The organism is Micromonospora sp. NPDC047756 (assembly GCF_055587245.1).
This window is the reverse complement of record NZ_JBVJGQ010000010.1, coordinates 297132-317014: the sequence shown is the minus strand read 5'-3', so window position 1 is coordinate 317014 and position 19883 is coordinate 297132. Positions and strand designations below refer to the sequence as shown.

Here is a 19883-nt window from a genome sequence, read left to right as displayed (position 1 = left end):
CACGGCAGAAACAACGGAGACACGGCCGGGCAACCCCCCGGCCCTAGCGTCGCCAGAAGCCTAGCCACCCCGTGGACGTGCCAGGAGGATGTGTGTTCGCCAATCCCGAGGAACTGCTGCGATACCTCAAGAACGAGGACGTGAAGTTCGTCGACGTTCGTTTCTGTGACCTGCCCGGCGTGATGCAGCACTTCAACCTGCCGGTCGAGTCCGTCAACGACGACCTCTTCACCGACGGCCTCGCGTTCGACGGTTCGTCGATCCGCGGTTTCCAGGCGATCCACGAGTCGGACATGCTCCTGCTCCCGGATGTCGCCACCGCGTTCATCGACCCGTTCCGCGCGCAGAAGACGCTCGCGCTCAACTTCTTCATCCACGACCCGTTCACCCGCGAGGCCTACAGCCGCGACCCGCGCAACGTGGCGAAGAAGGCCGAGGCGTACCTGGCGGCGAGCGGCATCGCCGACACCGCGTACTTCGGTGCCGAGGCGGAGTTCTACATCTTCGACTCGATCCGCCACGAGACCTCGGCGCACCAGTCGTTCTACTACATCGACTCGATCGAGGGCGCCTGGAACACCGGCCGCGAAGAGCCGGGCGGCAACCGCGGTTACAAGACCGCGTACAAGGGCGGCTACTTCCCCGTCCCGCCGGTCGACCACTACGCCGACCTGCGTGACTCGATCGTGCGCCGCCTGGTCGACACCGGCTTCAACGTGGAGCGCTCGCACCACGAGGTGGGCACCGCCGGCCAGTCCGAGATCAACTACCGGTTCTCCACCCTGCTGCACGCCGGTGACCAGCTCCAGCTCTTCAAGTACATCGTGAAGAACGAGGCCTGGGCCAACGGCAAGACCGCGACGTTCATGCCCAAGCCGCTGTTCGGCGACAACGGCTCCGGCATGCACACCCACCAGAGCCTCTGGCTCAACGGTGAGCCGCTGTTCTACGACGAGACCGGCTACGCCGGCCTGTCCGACATGGCCCGCTGGTACATCGGCGGTCTGCTGCACCACGCGCCGTCGCTGCTGGCCTTCACCAACCCGACGATCAACTCGTACCGTCGCCTGGTGCCGGGCTTCGAGGCGCCGGTCAACCTGGTCTACTCGCAGCGCAACCGGTCCGCCTGCACCCGCATCCCGGTGACCGGCGCGAACCCGAAGGCCAAGCGCGTCGAGTTCCGCGTCCCGGACCCGTCGGCGAACGTCTACCTGGCCTTCTCGGCCATGATGATGGCCGGCCTCGACGGCATCAAGAGCAAGATCGAGCCGCCGACGCCGATCGACAAGGACCTCTACGACCTCCCGCCGGAGGAGTGGGGCGACGTCAAGCAGGTGCCGGGCTCGCTGTCGGCAGTGCTCGACTCGCTGGAGGCCGACCACGACTACCTGCTCGACGGCGGCGTCTTCACGCCCGACCTGATCTCCACCTGGGTCGACTGGAAGCGCGCCAACGAGGTCGACCCGGTGCGTCTGCGCCCGACCCCGCACGAGTTCGCCATGTACTACGACTGCTGAGCAGTCAGCTGCACGACGACTGCTGAGCAGTCGCTCGAAACACCGGCCGGGCCGGCTCCGCTCACCGCGGAGCCGGCCCGGCTCGCTGTGCGCCACCCCGACATACCTTCGCGTCCGATATATTGCTCCGGTGGACACACCTCTACGCGAACCGACCTTCCTGATCCTCACCGCGCTGGCCGCCCAGCCGATGCACGGCTACGGGCTGATCGGTGAGGTCGCCGCCCTCTCCGACAACCGCGTGTCGCTACGCCCCGGGACGCTCTACGGGGCGCTCGACCGGCTGGTCGACGCCGGCCTGGTCGAGGTCGACCGGGAGGAGGTGGTGGACGGCCGACTGCGCCGCTACTACCGCCTCTCCCCCGCTGGTGAGACCACGTTGAGCACCGAGACCGAGCGGCTGCGTCGCAACGTCGAGGCCGCCACCGCCCGGCTGTCCAAGCGGACTCGCGCCGCCCTCCCGACCACCCCGCGCACGGCCGGAGGCTTGGCATGAACGACCTGGAACGCCGTTACCTCCGGCTGCTGCGCGCGTACCCCGCCGACTACCGGCGCGCCCGCGGCGCCGAAATCGTCGGCACCTACCTCGACCTGGCCGCCCTTGACCAACGCTGGCCGACGCCGGCGGACGCCGCGGACCTGGTGCGCGGCGGCCTCCGCCAGCGGCTGCGGGCCGCGGGCGTCACCGACCTGATCCCCGGGGTACGCCTCGCGGCGCTGCTGGCCCTGGTCACCGCCAGCGCTCTGGCCGGAGTCTGGGGTACGGCGGAGCTGCACCCGCCGCCCGTGGAGTGGGGCGTTCCCCGCGTCGGTCCGTTCGTCTCGCTCGGTGTCGTCACGTGGGCGGCATGGCTGCTGGCGGCAGTGGTGATCGCCGTCGCGCCGGGTCGGGTCGCCCGGTGGGCCATCACCGTCGCGCTGGTGTTCACCATCGCGCTGCCACCGGTGGCCGCGGCGCTCGACGCACTCCGACCGCCGCTGATGGTGCTGCTGCCGCAGGTGGTCCTGGGCCTGCTGGGGCTCGCCCTGCCCGATCGCCCCTCCCGGGCGATCCGCCTCGCGCCGGCGCTGTCCGCACTGTTGGCGGTGCTGGGAACGGAATTCCTGGTCGGCTTGGACCCGGTTTTCATCTACCACGGAACCGCCATGGAAGTCTTCCTGCCCACCGTCGGTGGACTGTTACTGGCCGTCGGGACCCTGTTGGCCATGGGGCTGGCACTGGGCGGGGACGCCCGCGGCGGCTGGGCGCTCGTCACGCTGCTCACCCCCGCCGGCTTCCTGGCGGTGCCCGGCCTGGCTGACAACTTCGGCGCGGCACGAGGCGCCGTCACCTTCGCGGAGCTGGCAGTGAGCGCTGTCGCCGTCGCGCTCGCCGGTCCGGCCGTACTGCTCCTGGCCGTCCTGTTCCGCTCGCGGCGGACCTCCACTCTCAAGGCCTCAACCCAGCCCTGCCCCACCTGCGGCGCGCGAGCCTGACCCCCACCCCCTGAGCCCACCGCCCCGCCCCGCCCCGCACCGCCCCGCCCCGCCCCGCCCCGCCCCGCCCCGCCCCGCCCCGCCCCAAGATCGTGCTCGAACCTGGATGTAGTGGTCTCAGTCGCGTCGGAGACCACTACATCCACGTTCGAGCACGATCTTGCCCGCAGGACGAGGACGATCATGAGGTTGGCGAGGCGTTCCGCCCGGATTGCCCCCGTCAACCTGATGATCAACGGCGTCAGGGGCGTCAGCGGTGGGCGGCGCGGGCGGCATGGGCGGCATGGGCGGCGCGGAAGGTGCGGATGAGGACGGTCAGGAGCAGGGCGGTCATCGCCAGGGCACCGGGTGCCTTGGTGACGCGGGCCAGGTTGGTGCCGTCGGGCAGGGCGAGGAAGGCTGCCGCAGCGGTGGGCAGCATGAACCAACTCGTGCGGGCGGCGGTGAGCGCGAGCAGCGCCAGCGGCCAGGTCGCGTACCAGGGGTGGAAGACCGGGGACAGGACGACGGTGGCGACCAGCGCCAACGCCGCGCCGTGCAGCGCCACCCGGGATCGCACCACCGCAGGACGCCCACCCTCAGGGCGCGCGAGCCCCGAGGGTGCGCCACCACCGGAAGACGCCCCCTCGCGAGCAGCCACCTCGCAACCCGCGACCCCGCACCGTCCCGCCTCGACGGCCGCGACCCGGCAACGTCCCACCTCGCGACCCGCGACCCCGCACCGCCCCACCTCGGGACCCGCGACCCCGCACCGCCCTGCCTCGCGACCCGCGACGTCGTTCAGCTCGCGGAGGGTCCGCCAGGCCCGCCACCAGAGCACCAGCAGGACCCCGACGAGCAGCAGCAGCGCGACCGCTCGGACCACCGGCACCGCCTGCGGGTCCCGGCCGACCAGCGCAGCGGCGTAGTCGACCACGAAGCCCACGGCGGTGGGTGGTGACGTCCACTGCTCCGAGTCGCCGCTGTGGGTCAGCCCGCCCACCCAGCCGAAGCCGAGGCCGGACACCGCAGCGGTGACCAGCAGCGCGGCCAGCAGCCCGCCGGCCAGCCAACCAGCCTGGCGCAGCAGCGCCCGAACGGTGTACTGGTCGGGCATCCCGGCCAGTACGGCGAACGGCACCACCACCACGGCGCTGGCCTTCACCGTGACCGCCAGCCCGAGCAGCGCTCCGGCCAGCAGCAGCGCCGCCGCCCGACCTGGTCGCCGGACCACTACCAGCAGTCCGCACAGCAGCAGGCCCAGCATCACGGCGTCGTTGTGCGCGCCGGCCACGAGGTGTACGCCGACCAGCGGACCGGCCAGCGTCAACCAGACCGCCCGTGGGGCCGGCACCCCGGCCGCCCGGGCCAGCGCGGGCAGGCAGATCGCGGCCAGTAGCAGCCCCGCCACGGCGATCACGCGCAGCGCCACGATGGTCCCGGTGAGCCCGCCGCCGGGGCCGACGGCGAGGGCCGCCAGCAGGACGAAGACCGGGCCGTACGGTGCCGGGGTGTCCCGCCAGATCGGTGCCACGGTGTCCAGCCAGGAGCAGCCCGCCGCCGCCACCCCCACTGTGTACGGGTCGACGCCGTGCGCGTACGTCCAGCCCTGGCACGCGTACGAGTAGACGTCCCGGCTGCCCAGCGGTGGCGCGAGCAGTAGCGGTAGCGCCCACAGCCCGGCGGTGACGTACGCCCACCGGGTCGACGGCACACCGTCGCGCAGTGACCACCACGCCCCGACCAGCAGCACGGTGCCGATCAGCCAGCAGGTCAGCGTCGCCGGGCCGTCCGGGGTCCGCCAGATCGACGCGGGTGTCACCCCCAGCGGGGCGTCGGGCAGCGCCCCGCCGAGGTATCCGGCCAGGGCGAGCAGAACCGCCCCGACCAGGCCGGCGTACCGGGAGCGAGAGGCACCGGGAGCGGTCACCGGCGCACCTTCCCTCAGTCGGCGGCGACCGGCTGACGGGCCGCCCGAGCCGACCGTACCAACCGGATGACCAGCACGATCACCAACAGCGTCATCAGCGGCGCCCCGACCGTCTTGGTGTACCGGGGCAGCCCGGTGCCGTCGGGCAGCACCAGGAACGACGCGACCAGGGCGACCACTGTGAACCATCTGGTGCGCTGGGCGGTGGCCGCCAGCACGGCCAACGGCCAGATCCAGTACCAGGGGTGGAAAAGCGGCGCGAGGGCGACCGTGGCGGCCAGCGCGAGGCCGGCGTGCCAGAGCGGGTCCCGGGTGCGGGCTCGCCACCAGAGCCAGACCAGGAGCAGTGCCAGCACCGCCATGCCGATCCCCCGGGTCACCGGCAGCGCGTCGATGTGCCCGCCGAAGGGCACCGCCAGGTAGCCGATGGTCTGCCCGACAGCGGTGGACGGTGAGGTCCAGGCGATCACGTCGCCGCCCCGTTCCAGCCCGCCGACCCAGCCGAAGTCCAGCCCGGCCGCGTAGGTCACCCCGGCCACGACGGCGACCGCGCCGCCGACCACCCACCCGCCGTGTCGGATCAGAGCCCGGATCGAGTACCCGCCAGCGATGGCGGCCAGGGCCGCGAACGGCACCACGACCAATGCCGTCACCTTGATCGCAGCGGCCAGCCCGAGCAGCACGCCGCCAGCGAGTAGCGGCCCGGGGCGGCCGGGCCGGGAGGCGATCACCGCCAGCCCGGCGACCAGGAGCCCGACCATCAGCGCGTCGTTGTGGGCACCGGAGACGAGGTGTACGGCGACCAGCGGGCAGCCCAGCGCCAGCCAGACCGCCCGACCGGCGGGTACCCCGGCCCGCCGGGCCAGCACCGGCAGGCTGACGGCTGTCAGCGCCACCCCGGCCACCGCGATCAGCCGGAACGCCACGATTGCGCCGGTGAGCGAGCCGGTGGCCTTGACGATCGCACCGGAGAGCACCACGAACAGCGGCCCGTACGGTGCCGGGGTGTGCCGCCAGATGTACGAGATGGTGTCCAGCCAGGGGCAGGGCAACGCGGAGACGCCCTGCTCGTACGGGTTGATCCCAGCGGCGTAGCTGGCTCCCTGACAGGCGTACGCGTAGACATCGCGGCTCGCCAGCGGCGGCGCGATCAGCACCGGCAGCAGCCACAGCCCGACGGTGATCAGCGCCCAGCGGGTCGACGGCACCTTGTCCCGCAGCGACCACCACGCGTACGCCATCAGCCCGGTGCCGACCAGCCAGGCAGCGATGACCAGCGGCCCGTGTGGGCCCTGCCAGATGCTGACCGGGGTGGGACGCAGGGGTGACCCGGGGAGAGCGCCGCCGAGGAACGCGGCGACGGCGAGCAGCGCCGAGCCGGCCAGTCCGGTCCAACGCGCGAGGTGGTGAGGCACGCCGGACATGCTGCCAGTACGGTGGTCGCGGTACGGAGGTGGGCATGCGGCGCAGTCGGGTGGTGGCGGTGGCCACCGGTTCCGCCATCGTGCTCAGCGCGCTCTGGCTGGCCCTGCCGCTGATGGGCTCGGACCTCTCCGCGCAGGTCGCCCGGGCGGGCTTCTTCGCCGCCCACGGTCCGACGCCGGTGGACCTGCGCTGGTACGGCGGGGTACAGCAGTTCGGCTACAGCCTGGTGTCCCAGCCGGTGATGGCGTTGCTCGGCGTGCGGGTGACCGGAGCGTTGGCTCTGGTGGCGTCGGCTGCCGCGCTGGCCGCACTGTTGACCCGCAGCGAGGTGCCCCGGCCGCTGCTGGGCAGCCTGGTCGGGGTGGTCACGCTCACCGGCAACCTGGTCTCCGGCCGGGTCACGTACGCCCTGGGGGTGGCGTTCGGGCTGGCCGCACTGCTGGCGCTCACGCTTGGCCGCTCCGACGCGTACACCCTACAAGGGCGGGCGGGCGGACGGACGCTGCTGCGGCTCGGGCTCGGCGCGGCTGGAGCGCTGCTTGCCTCCGCGACCAGCCCGGTGGCTGGCCTGTTCGTCGGTCTGGCCGGCGTCGCGCTGCTGCTCAGTCGCCGGTACGCCGACGGCCTGGCTCTCGGCATCGCGGCGGCCGTGCCGCTGGCCGTGACAGCCCTGTTGTTCGGCGACGGCGGTTGGATGAACATCAGTCGGACCGACACGCTGCGCGCGGTGGTGACCAGTCTGGTGGTGGCCGCGCTGGTGACGTACCGACCGGTGCGGTTCGCGGCGCTCCTCTCCGCCGCCGGGGTGCTCGCCGCGGCGCTGGTGCACACCCCGGTGGGATTGAACGCGACCCGGCTGGTCACGATGTTCGCGCTGCCGGTGCTGGCCGCCGTCGCCTGCCCGCCGGCCTGGCTCACCACCCGGATGGCTCACCGGTCCGCCACGCTCGCCGCGCCGTCCGGCGGCACCCGTCGCGCCCGGCTGCTGGGCGGGTTCGGCTTGGTCGCGCTGCTGATGGCGGTGTGCGTCTGGCAGCCGCCGGTGGTCCCCGCCGATCTGCGCAGCATCGGCGACCCGACCAGCGCGCAGGGCTACTACGCGCCACTGCGCACGTTCCTGGGCGAGCAGCGGCTCACCGGCAGGATCGAGGTGCCACCGACGCGCAACTACTGGGAGGCAGCCCGGCTCGGTGAGGTGCCGCTGGCCCGGGGTTGGCTACGGCAGGCCGACATCGAGCGCAACGCGCTGTTCTTCACCACCGTGCCCGGCGCGTCCGGCACCGGCGTACCGCTGAACCCGGCCAGCTACCGAGCCTGGCTGAACGACAACGCTGTGCAGTACGTGGCGCTGCCGGACGCCCCGCTGTCCTGGGTGGGGCGGGCCGAGGCGGCGCTGGTCGAGAGCGGGCTGCCCTACCTCATCCCGGTCTGGTCCGGCCCGCACTGGCGGGTCTGGGCGGTCACCGACCCGACGCCGCTGGTCGGCGCCCCCGCCGAACTGGCCCGCGCCGACGGGGCCTCGGTGACCTTCCGGAGCCCTCGCGCCGCGACGGTGGCGGTACGGATCCGGCACAGCCGCTGGCTGTCCGCCTCGGGCGGCGCCACGGTCGCCGCCGCCGGCGACTGGATCACGGTCACCGTTCCGCGCCCCGGCGAGTACACGATCGGTAGCTGACGCCCCGCCGGGAGGACGCCCTACCCCTCCAGCATCCGCTCGGCGGCAACCCGGGACCGCCGGCCGGCTTGCCGTCATGACCCGGAGGTGAGACGACTCAGGCGGGCGCGTCAGGGCTGTGGCTCTACTCGTCCGGGGGCGGCGTCGGAGCGGCTACCGCAGAGAGCGGCGACTGCCCGAACAAACATCGACGGGCTTGACACATAAATAGCTCCTCCCGTAGGGTCAAAATCATAAAGCAGTTACACGGGGGTAAATGCTTATCGCCTTCCTGGCGGGTCGCTGAAATCGTTGCGATCCGGCATGGCGAACGCAGCTTACGCGCCCATGGCAGCACATCGAGTTGCTGCCCCGGGCGGGCTGGCCGCGCCGACTGTTGTCGGGCGCGCTCCCCCCTGTCGCTGCGCACCCCACAGGAAGGAAGACCATGCGACGGATCGGAACGACGCTGGCCACCCTCGCCCTCGTCGGCACCGCGGTGCTGACCGGCGCCCCTGCACACGCCGCGACCTCCTCCACCGACGCCAGCCTGGCACTGAGCTGCCCCTCGTCGGGGGCACTGTGCCTCTACAACAACATTGGCCACACCAGCATCCTTGAAGTTCTCAACGGCAGCGCCAACCTGACCAACCTGTACTCCGACGACAAGACCAGCTCCGTGCGGAACCGCTCAAGCTGCGCATACAGGCTCTACCGGAACAGCGACCGCTCGGACACGCCCATCACCGTGGGTCCGCGGACCGAGATCAGCAACCTCGGCACCTTCTGGGGCCAGCAATGGCAGGACTCAATCAGCTACGCGCAGATCTACTGCTGATTAATCGCCGAGCGGGACGAATAAACATTTGACGATGCCAGCATTGACAATTCTGTCAATTCTTGTGGCCGCCTTTTGGCAGCACCCAGTCCTCAACGCCGGTGCGCTCACGCACCGGCGTTGAGGACCCGCTCCGCCGCGGCTCGGGAACGGCGGCCGGTGCGCAGGTATTCGTCGAGGAACTCCCCCGGGTCGTCGCGGCCGAGCAGCCGGGCCACCCCGGCCAACTCCACCCCGTGCCGGGGCAGTTGGTCACCGGCCCGGCCTCGGACCAGCATCAACGCGTTGCGGACCTGCGCGGCCAGGGCCCACCCGGCGGCCATCTCCACGGCGTCCGCCGGGTCGATCAGGCCGGCCCGCTCGGCCGCCGCGAGGGCATCGAGGGTACGCGTGCCGCGCAGCTCCGGGATCGCGCCGGCGTGCCGGAGCTGAACGAGTTGCACCGCCCACTCCACGTCGGCGAGCCCACCGCGCCCCAGCTTGGTGTGGGTGGCCGGGTCGGCGCCCCGGGGCAGCCGCTCGGTCTCCACCCGGGCCTTGATCCGCCGGATCTCGACGACCTGCTCGCGGCTCAGCCCGTCGGCCGGGTAGCGCACCGGCTCGATCATCGCCTCGAACTCGGCGCCCAGGTCGGCGTCGCCGCAGACGAACCGGGCGCGCAGCAGTGCCTGCGCCTCCCACACCCGCGACCAGCGGGCGTAGTACGCGGCGTACGCGGCGAGGCTGCGGACCAGCGGTCCCTGGCGGCCTTCCGGGCGCAGGTCGGCGTCGACGCCCAGCGGTGGGTCGGGGGCGGGTACGCCGAGCAGCCGGCGCAACTCCTCGGCGACGGCGTGCGCGGCGGCGCTGGCGGCGCTCTCGCTGGTGTCCGGCGGCGGGTCGTAGACGAAGAGCACGTCGGCGTCGGAGAGGTAGTTCGACTCGTACCCGCCGAGCCGGCCCATGCCGATCACCGCGAACCGCAGCCCCGCCGATGCCGGTTGGCTGGCCCGAGCGGCCCGCAGCGCGGCGGCCAGGGTGGCGTCGGTGACGTCGGCGAGCGCCGTACCCACCTCGGTGATGTCGGACAGTTTTCGGGCGGGCCGGTTCGCGCCGTCCGCCCGGGTGGGGCTGGGCGCGAGCGCGCCGGCCCGGCAGAGCAGATCGGCGCAGGCCACCCGGACCAGTTCGCGACGTCGCAGCGCGCGCACCGCGCTGGTGGCCTCGACCGGGTCGGTGTGCCGGGCCGCCGCCGCCAGGAACCCCTCCCGCAGCACCTCGGGCGCGCGGGGCGCCAGCTCGTTCTCCTCGGCCAGTAGCCGCAGCGCCTCCGGGTCGCGGGCGAGCAGGTCGGCGACGTACCGCGACAGCGCGAGCACCCGGGCCAGCCGACGGGCGACCGGGCCGCCGTCGCGCAGCAGCCGCAGATACCAGGGGGTGCTGCCCAGCTTGTCGGAGACCTTGCGGTAGTTGAGCAGCCCCCGGTCCGGCTCCGGCGCGTCGGCGAACTCGCTGAGCAGCACCGGCAGCAGGGTGCGCTGGATGGCCGCCGTACGGCTCACCCCGCCGGTGAGCGCCTGGAGATGGCGCAACGCCCCGGCCGGATCGGCGAAGCCGAGGATCTCCAGGCGGTTCCTGGCCGCCTCCGGGGTGAGCCGCAACCCGTCGGCCGGCACCCGGGCCACCGACTCCAGCAGCGGCCGGTAGAGCAGTTTGGCGTGCAGTCGGCGTACCTCGGTGGCGTGGGTGACCCACTCGGCCCGGAAGCTCTCCACGGCGCTGCGCCCCTGCGCGGCCGTGAAACCCAGCGCGGCGGCGAGCCAGCGCAGCGCGCCCGGCTCGGCGGGCACCGTGTGCGTACGACGCAGGCCCTGAAGTTGCAGCCGGTGCTCGACGCTGCGCAGGAAGCGGTAGCCGCGCAGCAGGGCCTCGCCGTCGGCCCGGCCGACGTAGCCGCCGGCGACCAGCGCGCGCAACGCCGGGATGGTGCCCGGCGGACGTAGCGTCTCGTCGCCGCGACCGTGCACGAGTTGCAGCAACTGGACGGCGAACTCGATGTCACGCAGCCCGCCCGGACCGCGCTTGATCTCGCGCTCCAGCTCCTTCGGCGGGATGTGGTCGATGATCCGGCGGCGCATGGCGCGGACGTCCTCGACCGCCTCGGGCCGCTCGGCCGCCCGCCAGACCAGCGGCGCGAGCTGGTCGATCCACTCCTGGGCCAGCGGCAGGTCCCCGGCGGCCGGGCGGGCCTTGAGCAGCGCCTGGAACTCCCAGGTGCGCGCCCACCGCCGGTAGTAGGCCAGGTGGCTGGCGAGGGTCCGCACCAGCGGGCCGCGGCTGCCCTCCGGGCGCAGCGCGGCGTCCACCGGCCAGGCGACCAGCCCGCAGATGGAGATCAACCGGGTCGCCACCTGGGTCGCGGCGGGCAGGTCGGCGTCCTCGGCGGCCACGAAGATGACGTCCACGTCGGAGACGTAGTTCAGTTCACCGCCGCCGCACTTGCCCATCGCCACGACCGCCAGTCGGGGGCGCTCGGTCCCCTCCGCCAGCTCGGTGACCGCGATCTCGTACGCCGCGGAGAGCGTCGCGTCGGCCAGCGCGGACAGCGCGGCCATGGTCTGCTCCAGGCCCCGACCGCCGGTCAGGTCGGCCGCGGCGATCCGCAACAACGCCAGGCGGTACGCGGTCCGCAGCGCCGCCACCGGGTTGCCGCCGTCGGCCGGCTCCAGCCGCCCCTCGGCGACCGGGGCGAGCCCGTCCGGCGCGGTCCGCAGCGCCCGGTAGTGCTCGGGGTGGGCCACCAGGTGGTCGCCGAGCGCCGCCGACGCGCCGAGCACCGCGATCAGCCGCCGCCGCAGTCCGGGATCGGCGTGCACCTCCGCGAGCAGCGGCGATCCGGTGCCGCCCCCGGCGCTGCCTGCGGTGCGGCCCTTGGTGCCGGCTGTGGACGTTCGGCCCTCGGTGCCGCCTGCGGGCGTACGGCCCTCGGCCTCCACGATGCGGTGCAGTTGGCGCAGCGCCAGATCCGGGTCGGCGGCCCGGGACAGCGCGGAGAGCAGCTCCGCTGCGGCCTCGTCGACCGGTTCCTGCTCGACCGGCCGCCACAGTCGCAGCCCTTCCGGGCCGAGCAGGTCCGCGGCGCGCGCGCCACCATCGCCTTCGGCGGTGCCGAAGCCGTACCGGGCCAGTCGGCCCGACGCCCTGGTCGGCCGGCTCATCAGTGCCCGAGCAGCGGCAGGCTGCGCCGCGTCGTGCTGTCGTCCAACTCGCCGAGGGCCAGCGCGGCGAACCGCGCGGCGAACGGCTGCCAGACCTCCTCGACGTCGGCCAGCACCGAGGCGCAGGCCGCGACGACCAGCTCCGGGTCGTAGCCCAGCTCGGCGAGTTGGGCCGAGTCGGTGGCCCAGTCGGCGATCATCGCCGCGTCGCACTCGATGTGGAACTGCAACCCCCACGCCCGGTCACCGAGGCGGAACGCCTGATGCGGGTAGCGGGTGGAGGCGGCCAGCAGCGTAGCGCCCCGAGGCAGCTCGGTGATCTCGTCGGCGTGCCACTGGAGCACGTCCGGGATCAACGGCACGTACCGGAACAACGGGTCGTTCTCGGCGGCGTCGCGCCGCCCGACCACGCCGGGGCCGATCTCCGGCCCGGACGGGCTGCGCTCCACCAATCCGGCGTGCGCGGTGGCGAGCAGCTGCGCGCCCAGGCAGACCGCCAGGGTCGGCACCCGGTAGCGGACCGCCTTGCGCAGCAGGCCCTCCACGGCGGGAAACCAGGGTGCGCCAGGCGAGCCGTCCGGCAACGGGTACGCCTGTTGGTCGCCGCCGAGCACCACCAGCGCGGCGTACCCCTCCAGGTCGGCGGGGAGTTCGTCGCCGGCGTGCGGACGCACCACCCACAGCTCCAGCCCAGCCTCGGTCAGCCACTCACCCAGCCGGCGCGCGTCGTCCGTCGGGTCGTTCTCGATCACCAGCGCGGTTGCCACCCGTCGAGGCTAGCCGGTACGCCGCACGGCACCACCCCCCGGCACGGGCCGCGCGGCCGGGTGGCGTTCCCGCCTCGGCCGGGTCGTTAGGCTCTGCGGTTGTGATCAGCGAGGACACCGCCGCCGTACGCCCGCCCGTGCTGCGCCCGGGTGACACGGTGCTGCTGGTGTCGCCGTCCGGGCCGACCTCGCCGGAGCGGGTGGCCAGGGGCATGGAACTGCTCACCGGCTGGGGCCTGCGCCCGGTGCCGGCACCGCACGCGTACGCCCGTCACGGCTACCTCGCCGGCACCGACGACCTGCGTGCCGCCGACCTGAACGCGGCCTTCGCCGACCCTGACGTGCGCGGGGTGATCTGCACCCGCGGCGGCTACGGGGCCCAACGGATCGTGGACGCCATCGACATGGCCGCCGTCCGCCGCGACCCGAAGGTGGTGGCCGGCTTCTCGGACATCACCGCGTTGCAGTTCGCACTGTGGCGGGGTGCCCGCCTGGCCGGGGTGCACGGCCCCGGGGCGGCCTGGCGCGACGAGCGGACGCCGCTGCGCTCCGCCGAATCCCTGCACGCGGCGCTGATGACGACCGAACCGGTGTCGATCACCGCGGTGCCCACCGAGGAGACCTTCGGCGTACGCGTCCCGGGTCGCGCCACCGGCACCCTGCTCGGCGGCAACCTGTGCATGATCGCCGCGTCGATCGGCACGCCCGACCTGCCCGACCTGACCGGTGCGGTGCTGTTGATCGAGGACGTGCAGGAACCCCCGTACAAGGTCGACCGGATGCTCACCCACCTGCGCCGGGCCGGCGCGCTGGACGGACTGGCCGGGGTGGCGGTCGGGCAGTTCACCGACTGCGGCGACGGGTGGGACACCACGATCGTCGACGTACTCACCGAACGCCTCGGCGACCTGGGCGTACCCGTCCTCGGCGGCCTCCCCATCGGCCACGGCCAAAACCAACTCACAGTCCCCATCGGCACCGAGGCAACCCTCGACACCGCCACAGCCACCCTCACCGCAACCCCCGCAGTCCACTAACCCCCGCCCCGGCCCTCCCCCTCCCCCCGCCCCTCCCCCTCCTCGCCCCCTCCCCTCCCACCCCGCCCTCCTCGGTGATCAAGAGGTTCGCGTCATGTTCGGGGCGGATTCTGACGCAAATCTCTTGGTCAACCAGGCGTGGGTTGGGGTGGGTGGGTGGGTTAGCGGAGGGGTAGGTGGGCTACTGCGCCTACTTCCAGGGCGGCCCAGACGCCGGTGGGGGTGCGGGTGATGCCGTGCGGTTCGGCGTTGGGGGTGGGTAGGGCGTAGCCCTCGATCCGCCCGGCGGGATCGAGGTGACCGATCCGGTTCGCGCCCCACTCGGTGAACCACACGCCGCCGTCCGGGTCGGCCACGATCGCGTGCGGGCGGGCCGCTCGGTCCGGCAGCGGAAACTCGACGATCTCGCCACCCGGGTCGAGGCGACCGAGCTGACCGGCGGCGATCTCCACGAACCAGATGACGCCGTCGACGCCCACGGTGATGCCGACCGGGCCCGCCTTCACTGTGGGTAGCGGATGCAGGGTCACCCTGCCGTCGAGATCGATCCGGCCGATCGCGTTCGCCTGGTTGAGCGTGAACCAGAGCGCCTGGTCCGTGCCCGCAGTGATCATCGAGGCGAACCCGCCGGTCACCGGCAGCGGAAATGCGGTGTGGCTGCCGTCGGTCTCCACCCGGCCGATGGTGTCGGAGCTCATCCCGGCGTACCAGAGCGCACCATCAGCCCCGGCCGCGATGCCGCCCGGCCCGGTGCCGGCCGGTAGGGCGATGGTGCGCTGCTCACCCTCGACGGTGATCCGACCGATCCGGTCGTCTCCCGAACGGGTGAACCAGAGCGCCCCGTCCGGCCCGGCCGTGATGATCAACGGACGACCGCCGGCCGGATCCAGCGGGTAGGTCCGGACCCCGCCGTCGGGCGACAACCGGGCGATGCCACCGGCATGGGCCAACGTCAGCCATAGCGCGCCGTCCGGGCCAGGCGCGATGCCGTACGGCCCGGCCTCCGGCTCGACGAGTGGAACCTCCCGAATCTTGACGGTCATGCCGCGGTGTCCTCTCCGTCGGTGGATCGTCCACCCTGACCGCTCGCCCAACGACCACACAACCGATTTCGCCCACGCCGCCTGGGCGGTCGGCCCGGTGAGCGGCGGGTCGAGGTGGCCGGATTGTCAGCTCGCTGACAGGCTCGCCACGGCTTCCGCCCAGACAGCCCGGTCACTGTCGGTGATGACAGTGCAGGATGACCGAACCTCTGGAGGACAGCATGTCCCGCACCATCCGCAGGAAGCACCTGCTGGCCGGCCTGGCCACCGCTGGCGTCCTCGGCGTCGGGATCGCGGCCCCGACGATCGCGTTCGCCGCCGACACCCCCACGCCGACACCGAACGCCAGCACCGCCCCGGCTCCCGACGCCGCTCCAGGCGCGAAGGCCGACCGGCAGGGCGAGTTCGCCGAGGCGCTCGCCAAGGAACTGGGCGTGCCCACCGACAAGGTGACCGCCGCACTGGAGAAGATCCGCGAGCAGCACCGCCCGGCTGACCGACCGCAGCGCCCGTCCGCCGAGGACCGTCAGGCCGCGCTCAAGCAGCGCCTGGACCAGGCGGTCAAGGACGGCAAGCTCACCCAGGAGCAGGCCGACGCCATCACCAAGGCCGTCGAGGCCGGCGTCTTCCCCGGCCCCGGCGGCCACCGCGGCATGGGCGGTCACCACGGCGCTGGTACGCCCGCTAAGTAGTCCGAGCAGTCCGGCCCCGGCAGGCGTCAGCAGGCCGGGGCCAGGCTCGTACGCCACGGGCAGGCCGGTCCGGCCCCAGCCGGCCTGCCCGTGCCCGGGCCGCCCGGGCCGGCCTGCTCATGCCGGGGTCGGCCTGCCGTGCCGGGGCCAGCCTGCCGTGCCGGGGCCAGCCTGCCGTGCCGGCCTGGATCGGGCCCGTCGCGGCTTGATCCACTCGGCTTCCGTGATGTCGCGGTGTCCCGCGCGCTCGGACATCCCGACATCATGAAATCCGAGTCGATCACGCGTGCGGGTGCTGCCCGGCTGGCCCGGCCATCGCACCCGCTCAGGGTGACGGCTCCAGGGCCAAGCCACCCGGGGCCAGCCCAACCCGGGGCCAGCCCAACCCGGAACCAAGCCACCCCAGGACCAAGCCACCCCGGGCCAGCCCAACACGGGACCAAGCCATCCCGGGGGCCAGCCCAACACGGGAAGCCAGCCCAACCCGGGGGCATCAGCGGGAACCTGGAAAAGGTCAGGGCTGCGGCGGCGGGGGCGTGAACACGCCCAGGTGGTTGCCGGCCGGGTCGAGTAGGTGGGCCAACCGGAGACCGCTCGGTGCCGTACGGGCCGGTACCAGGACCCGGCCGCCGGCAGCTTCGGCCTGTCGGCAGGTCTCTGCCACGTCGGCGACCTCGGCGTAGAACATCGCATAATTCGGCGACGCTCCGTCGGTCACCCGGATCGCTCCACCGATCCCGGTGTCCCCGCCGGCCCCGGTCACGCGGTAGGACCCGCCCGCGGGCGAGCCCTGCTCCTCGAAGGTCCAGCCGAACAGCTCTCCGTAGAACCGCTCCGCGTCCTCGGGCCGGTCGGTGCCGATCTCGAACCAGGTGATGGGCGTGGTGGAACTGGACATCTACTGCCTCCAGAATTTCCGTGCCGGCCGCTCGGCCGTCGTGTGAAGCAGTCTCTGGGCCGTTGGCGACAGCGTCCTGTCGGTGTTTCCGGATCACACGGCGGGGTTTCTCGTGACGAGACCCACCCGGTCCGCCGCGCCGAGCCCGTTCGCGACCGTAGCGCCGGGCCGAGCCCGTTCGCGACCGTAGCGCCGCGCCGAATCCGCTTCTTCAGAACAGACCGAAGCGCCGAACCCGTTCCAGACCAGGCCGAAGCGCCGAGCCTGCTTCAGACCAGGCTCAGCGGGCGGACCCGCTCGTGCGGGATGTCGAGATCCGTCAGGCTCAGCTCCCGGGCCACCACGTCGGGCAATGCCCACACACTCCGGATCCGGTCGGTACGGAAGCACCGCAGCTCATCGCGCAGACGGCACCAGGCGACCAGGTACCAGTGTCGGGAGTTACCGAGATAGCCGAGTGGCTCGACGTCACGGGTCGAGTCGGCGCCGGCGCGGTCGGCGTACCGGATGCGCAGCACACGCCGCGCGGTGACCGCGTCGGCGACGGTGGTCGGGACGGGCATGGCTGGCCCGTCGCCGATCAGGTGCACCCGGTCGGCGAGGCGGTGTGCCTCGGCGGCATCGGCGGCCGGCAGCACCGCCACCAGCTTGCGCAGCGCGGTAGCGGCCGGCCCGGCGAACGGCGAGCCGGCAAGCCGGTGCAGCGCCACGGCCATCGCCACCGCCTCGGCGGCGGTCAGGTTGACCGGTGGCAGGGTACGGGCGCGGTCCAGGATGTAGCCGCCGGTGCGCCCGGGCTCGGCCCAGATCGGCACCCCGGCCTCCTGCAATGCGCCGAGGTCCCGTTCGATGGTCCGGCTGCTCACCTCGAAGCGCGCGGCCAGCCAGCGGGCGCTGCGCGGCCGTGGTGACACCGCCCGCAGCTCCTCGACCAGCGCGTAGAGGCGATCGGTGCGGTTCATGCCCGGCACGCTACGACCGAGGTACGACGCCCGCGGTGCCTGACCGCCGACGCGAGCGGCCCACCGGCCACAGATCTTGGACACTTTCCGTCACGAGATGACGGAAAGTGTCCAAGATCTGCACGCCCACCCACGGACGCCCACCCACGGACGCCCACCCACGGACGCCCGCCACGGACGCCCACCCACGGACGCTCCGCCACGGAGGACCGGCGGGTCACGCACGACCAGCCATGCACGGCGGAACGCGGGCGGACCGCCCGCGTGGTGACGCCGAGGGCGACTGTCAGGCGATGCAGGCGCAGACGATCAGCGCGGCCCCGAAGTGGGTGGCGGCGCTGACCCGGGCAGCCGGGTGCGGTTCGGGCGAGCAGATGACCTCGCCGAGCTTGCCGGGGGTGAGCAGGTCCAGCACCACGAAGGCCAGCGCCATGATCGCCAAACCGACCAGTCCGAAGACCACGGTGGAGGCGAGCCCCTTGCCGAAGTCGCTGTAGCTGGTCAGGATCGCGGTGAAGACGATTCCGGCGATGCCGAGCTGGTTGGCGGCGAGCAGCAACCCCGCGTTGGAGTTGCGCTCGACCCAGATCAGGTCTCGCAGCCGGCCCGGGGTGAGCAGGTCGACGAGCCCGAAGCCGGCGGCCATCAGGCCGACGCCGACGAGCCCGAACACGACGCTCTGCCAGGCACCGCTGAACAGATCCTCCAGCACCGACTTGCCTCCCGACTCTCCGCCCGGAGGGGTACCGGCGCGGTGATCGAGACGATAGCGGCAGCGCGCAACGGCGTCAGCCCCTGCGTCTACAGGGCCAGGTAGCGCTGCCGCTCGTACGGGGTGACCTCACGGCGGTACTGCTCCCACTCGGCCCGCTTGTTGCGCAGGAAGAAGTCGAAGACGTGCTCGCCGAGCACCTCGGCGACCAGCTCGGACTCCGCCATGACGTCGATCGCCTCGGCGAGGTTCTCCGGCAGCGCCTCGTAGCCCATGGCCCGCCGCTCGGCGCTGGTCAGCGACCAGACGTCGTCCTCGGCGCCCGGTGGCAGCTCGTACCCCTCTTCGATGCCCTTGAGGCCGGCGCCGAGCAGCACCGCGAAGGCGAGGTACGGGTTGGTCGCCGAGTCCAGCGAGCGGACCTCGACCCGGGCCGAGTTGGGCTTGCCGTACGCGGGAACCCGGACCAGCGCGGACCGGTTGAGGTGACCCCAGCAGACGTACGCCGGGCTCTCGGTGATCCGGTCGGGCAGGTGCTGCGGGAAGAGCCGCTTGTACGAGTTGACCCACTGGTTGGTGACAGCCGTGTACTCCCGGGCGTGCACCAGCAGGCCGGCGATGAACGACTTCGCCACCTTGGACAGCTTCATCGGGTCGCCGCTGTCGTGGAAGGCGTTGCGCTCCCCCTCGAACAGCGACAGGTGGGTGTGCATCCCGCTGCCCGGCTGGTCGGTGAACGGCTTCGGCATGAAGCTGGCCTGCACACCGGTGGAGAGCGCGACCTCCTTGACCACGTGCCGGAAGGTCATGATGTTGTCGGCGGTGGTGAGCGCGTCGGCGTAGCGCAGGTCGATCTCCTGCTGGCCGGGCGCGACCTCGTGGTGGCTGAACTCCACGGAGATGCCGATGCGTTCCAGCGCGAGTACGCCCTGGCGGCGGAAGTCCCGGGCCACGGCGTGAGTGGTGTGCTCGAAGTAGCCGCCGGTGTCGACCGGGGTGGGCACCGTGCCGTCCTGCGGGCCGTTTTCGAGCAGGAAGAACTCGATCTCGGGGTGGGTGTAGAAGGTGAAGCCCTTCTCGGCGGCCTTGGAGAGCGCGCGGCGCAGGACGTGCCGGGGGTCGGCCCAGGACGGCCCGCCGTCGGGCAGCAGGATGTCGCAGAACATCCGGGCGCTCTCGCCGCTGACCCCGCCTTCGAAGGGGAAGACCTGGAAGGTGGTCGGGTCGGGCATGGCAACCATGTCCGATTCGAAGACCCGGGCGAAGCCCTCGATCGCCGAGCCGTCGAAGCCGATGCCTTCCTCGAAGGCGGCCTCGAGCTCGGCGGGTGCCACCGAAACGCTCTTGAGCGTGCCCAGAACGTCGGTGAACCACAGCCGGACGAACCGGATGTCCCGCTCTTCCAGCGTGCGGAGGACGAACTCCTGCTGACGGTCCACTTCCCCAACCCCTCGCGACACTCTTTTGTCCGCCTTGGCCGGGCTGCACCCGACCTGATCGCCCAGTGTTCCCGGGCCTGGTTACGCAGACGTTACGCGAACTGCCGCCGGCCGTCCCCTCGTGTCCCGCCGGACGAGCGCGGGGCCCACCGCTGCCGCCACGACAACCGAACCACCACCGGCGGCCGAGCCGCCACCGACGGCCGGCACGACGGCCGAGCACCTGCCGCCGCGGCCTCGCGGGCGCCCGTCGCGGCGGGTGGCGGCCGTCTCGTCGGAGGGTACGGACTGACGCGACGAGGCTGGGGCAAGATGAA

At 72.6% G+C, this 19883-nt stretch carries 16 protein-coding genes; 7 read left to right on the top strand and 9 right to left on the bottom strand.

Features of this window, described 5'->3' with window-relative positions; all coding sequences use genetic code 11:
- Positions 1-92 precede the first annotated feature (92 nt).
- The 3 genes from glnA (ACZ6NZ_RS30870) to ACZ6NZ_RS30860 all read left to right on the top strand — a co-directional run bounded on the left by glnA (ACZ6NZ_RS30870) (position 93) and on the right by ACZ6NZ_RS30860 (position 2993).
- A complete protein-coding gene (gene glnA, locus ACZ6NZ_RS30870; protein ID WP_112671701.1) occupies positions 93-1517 on the top strand; it encodes a type I glutamate--ammonia ligase in 1425 nt (474 codons plus the stop codon).
- A gap of 130 nt (positions 1518-1647) precedes the next feature.
- The gene (locus tag ACZ6NZ_RS30865; protein WP_357206601.1) at positions 1648-2013 is read left to right on the top strand and encodes a PadR family transcriptional regulator; all 366 of its coding nucleotides are present in this window, start codon (positions 1648-1650) and stop codon (positions 2011-2013) included.
- Entirely contained in the window at positions 2010-2993 is a 984-nt protein-coding gene (locus ACZ6NZ_RS30860) for a hypothetical protein (protein WP_465861347.1), read from the top strand. Before ACZ6NZ_RS30865 ends, ACZ6NZ_RS30860 begins: the two co-directional genes overlap by 4 nt.
- A 250-nt stretch (positions 2994-3243) precedes the next feature.
- Here ACZ6NZ_RS30860 and mptB (ACZ6NZ_RS30855) read toward each other — a convergent pair whose 3' ends face one another.
- Positions 3244-4902 (bottom strand): polyprenol phosphomannose-dependent alpha 1,6 mannosyltransferase MptB, encoded by a 1659-nt coding sequence (mptB, locus tag ACZ6NZ_RS30855; RefSeq protein ID WP_465861346.1) that lies wholly within the window; start codon positions 4900-4902, stop codon positions 3244-3246.
- Positions 4903-4916: 14 nt separating this feature from the next.
- Positions 4917-6317, bottom strand: coding sequence for a polyprenol phosphomannose-dependent alpha 1,6 mannosyltransferase MptB (gene mptB / locus ACZ6NZ_RS30850; RefSeq protein WP_465861345.1), 1401 nt, complete (start codon positions 6315-6317; stop codon positions 4917-4919).
- A gap of 44 nt (positions 6318-6361) precedes the next feature.
- Here mptB (ACZ6NZ_RS30850) and ACZ6NZ_RS30845 point away from each other — a divergent pair, with 44 nt between their 5' ends.
- Complete coding sequence (locus tag ACZ6NZ_RS30845) at positions 6362-8002, top strand: hypothetical protein (RefSeq protein WP_465861344.1); 1641 nt, start codon at positions 6362-6364, stop codon at positions 8000-8002.
- Between the two features lie 427 nt (positions 8003-8429).
- The gene (locus ACZ6NZ_RS30840; RefSeq protein ID WP_465861343.1) at positions 8430-8819 is read left to right on the top strand and encodes a peptidase inhibitor family I36 protein; all 390 of its coding nucleotides are present in this window, start codon (positions 8430-8432) and stop codon (positions 8817-8819) included.
- Between the two features lie 107 nt (positions 8820-8926).
- Here the strand turns inward: ACZ6NZ_RS30840 and ACZ6NZ_RS30835 are convergent, their stop codons facing one another.
- Together ACZ6NZ_RS30835 and ACZ6NZ_RS30830 are read right to left on the bottom strand one after the other, a co-directional pair.
- Entirely contained in the window at positions 8927-12016 is a 3090-nt protein-coding gene (locus tag ACZ6NZ_RS30835; RefSeq protein ID WP_465861342.1) for a bifunctional [glutamine synthetase] adenylyltransferase/[glutamine synthetase]-adenylyl-L-tyrosine phosphorylase, read from the bottom strand.
- Complete coding sequence (locus ACZ6NZ_RS30830; RefSeq protein ID WP_465861341.1) at positions 12016-12783, bottom strand: type 1 glutamine amidotransferase; 768 nt, start codon at positions 12781-12783, stop codon at positions 12016-12018. The genes ACZ6NZ_RS30835 and ACZ6NZ_RS30830 overlap by 1 nt, the downstream gene beginning before the upstream one ends.
- A 101-nt stretch (positions 12784-12884) precedes the next feature.
- On the opposite strand from ACZ6NZ_RS30830, the gene ACZ6NZ_RS30825 reads away from it, so the two are divergent.
- Positions 12885-13820 carry a S66 peptidase family protein gene (locus ACZ6NZ_RS30825; RefSeq protein WP_465861340.1) on the top strand — a complete coding sequence of 312 codons (936 nt, stop codon included), beginning with the start codon at positions 12885-12887 and terminating at the stop codon, positions 13818-13820.
- A gap of 161 nt (positions 13821-13981) precedes the next feature.
- Here the strand turns inward: ACZ6NZ_RS30825 and ACZ6NZ_RS30820 are convergent, their stop codons facing one another.
- Positions 13982-14863 (bottom strand): Vgb family protein, encoded by an 882-nt coding sequence (locus ACZ6NZ_RS30820; protein ID WP_465861339.1) that lies wholly within the window; start codon positions 14861-14863, stop codon positions 13982-13984.
- Between the two features lie 221 nt (positions 14864-15084).
- On the opposite strand from ACZ6NZ_RS30820, the gene ACZ6NZ_RS30815 reads away from it, so the two are divergent.
- On the top strand, positions 15085-15555 hold the full coding sequence (locus ACZ6NZ_RS30815) for a hypothetical protein (RefSeq protein ID WP_465861367.1): 471 nt from the start codon (positions 15085-15087) through the stop codon (positions 15553-15555).
- Between the two features lie 514 nt (positions 15556-16069).
- Here the strand turns inward: ACZ6NZ_RS30815 and ACZ6NZ_RS30810 are convergent.
- The 4 genes from ACZ6NZ_RS30810 to glnA (ACZ6NZ_RS30795) form a co-directional block, all read right to left on the bottom strand.
- Complete coding sequence (locus tag ACZ6NZ_RS30810; RefSeq protein WP_465861338.1) at positions 16070-16453, bottom strand: VOC family protein; 384 nt, start codon at positions 16451-16453, stop codon at positions 16070-16072.
- Positions 16454-16722: 269 nt separating this feature from the next.
- Entirely contained in the window at positions 16723-17415 is a 693-nt protein-coding gene (locus tag ACZ6NZ_RS30805; protein ID WP_465861337.1) for a helix-turn-helix transcriptional regulator, read from the bottom strand.
- Between the two features lie 286 nt (positions 17416-17701).
- Positions 17702-18127: a DUF350 domain-containing protein gene (locus tag ACZ6NZ_RS30800; protein ID WP_366608887.1), complete on the bottom strand. Its 426-nt coding sequence runs from the start codon at positions 18125-18127 to the stop codon at positions 17702-17704.
- 89 nt (positions 18128-18216) lie between these two features.
- Positions 18217-19566 carry a type I glutamate--ammonia ligase gene (glnA, locus tag ACZ6NZ_RS30795; RefSeq protein WP_355008887.1) on the bottom strand — a complete coding sequence of 450 codons (1350 nt, stop codon included), beginning with the start codon at positions 19564-19566 and terminating at the stop codon, positions 18217-18219.
- Positions 19567-19883: the final 317 nt, after the last annotated feature.

What these genes read in the sequence shown, in the direction of transcription:
- ACZ6NZ_RS30805 (WP_465861337.1), bottom strand. Translation starts at nt 17,415, where the DNA reads ATGAACCGCACCGATCGCCTCTACGCGCTGGTCGAGGAGCTGCGGGCG.
- ACZ6NZ_RS30840 (WP_465861343.1), top strand. Translation starts at nt 8,430, where the DNA reads ATGCGACGGATCGGAACGACGCTGGCCACCCTCGCCCTCGTCGGCACC.
- ACZ6NZ_RS30820 (WP_465861339.1), bottom strand. Translation starts at nt 14,863, where the DNA reads ATGACCGTCAAGATTCGGGAGGTTCCACTCGTCGAGCCGGAGGCCGGG.
- ACZ6NZ_RS30815 (WP_465861367.1), top strand. Translation starts at nt 15,085, where the DNA reads ATGTCCCGCACCATCCGCAGGAAGCACCTGCTGGCCGGCCTGGCCACC.
- ACZ6NZ_RS30860 (WP_465861347.1), top strand. Translation starts at nt 2,010, where the DNA reads ATGAACGACCTGGAACGCCGTTACCTCCGGCTGCTGCGCGCGTACCCC.
- ACZ6NZ_RS30845 (WP_465861344.1), top strand. Translation starts at nt 6,362, where the DNA reads ATGCGGCGCAGTCGGGTGGTGGCGGTGGCCACCGGTTCCGCCATCGTG.
- ACZ6NZ_RS30810 (WP_465861338.1), bottom strand. Translation starts at nt 16,453, where the DNA reads ATGTCCAGTTCCACCACGCCCATCACCTGGTTCGAGATCGGCACCGAC.
- ACZ6NZ_RS30835 (WP_465861342.1), bottom strand. Translation starts at nt 12,016, where the DNA reads ATGAGCCGGCCGACCAGGGCGTCGGGCCGACTGGCCCGGTACGGCTTC.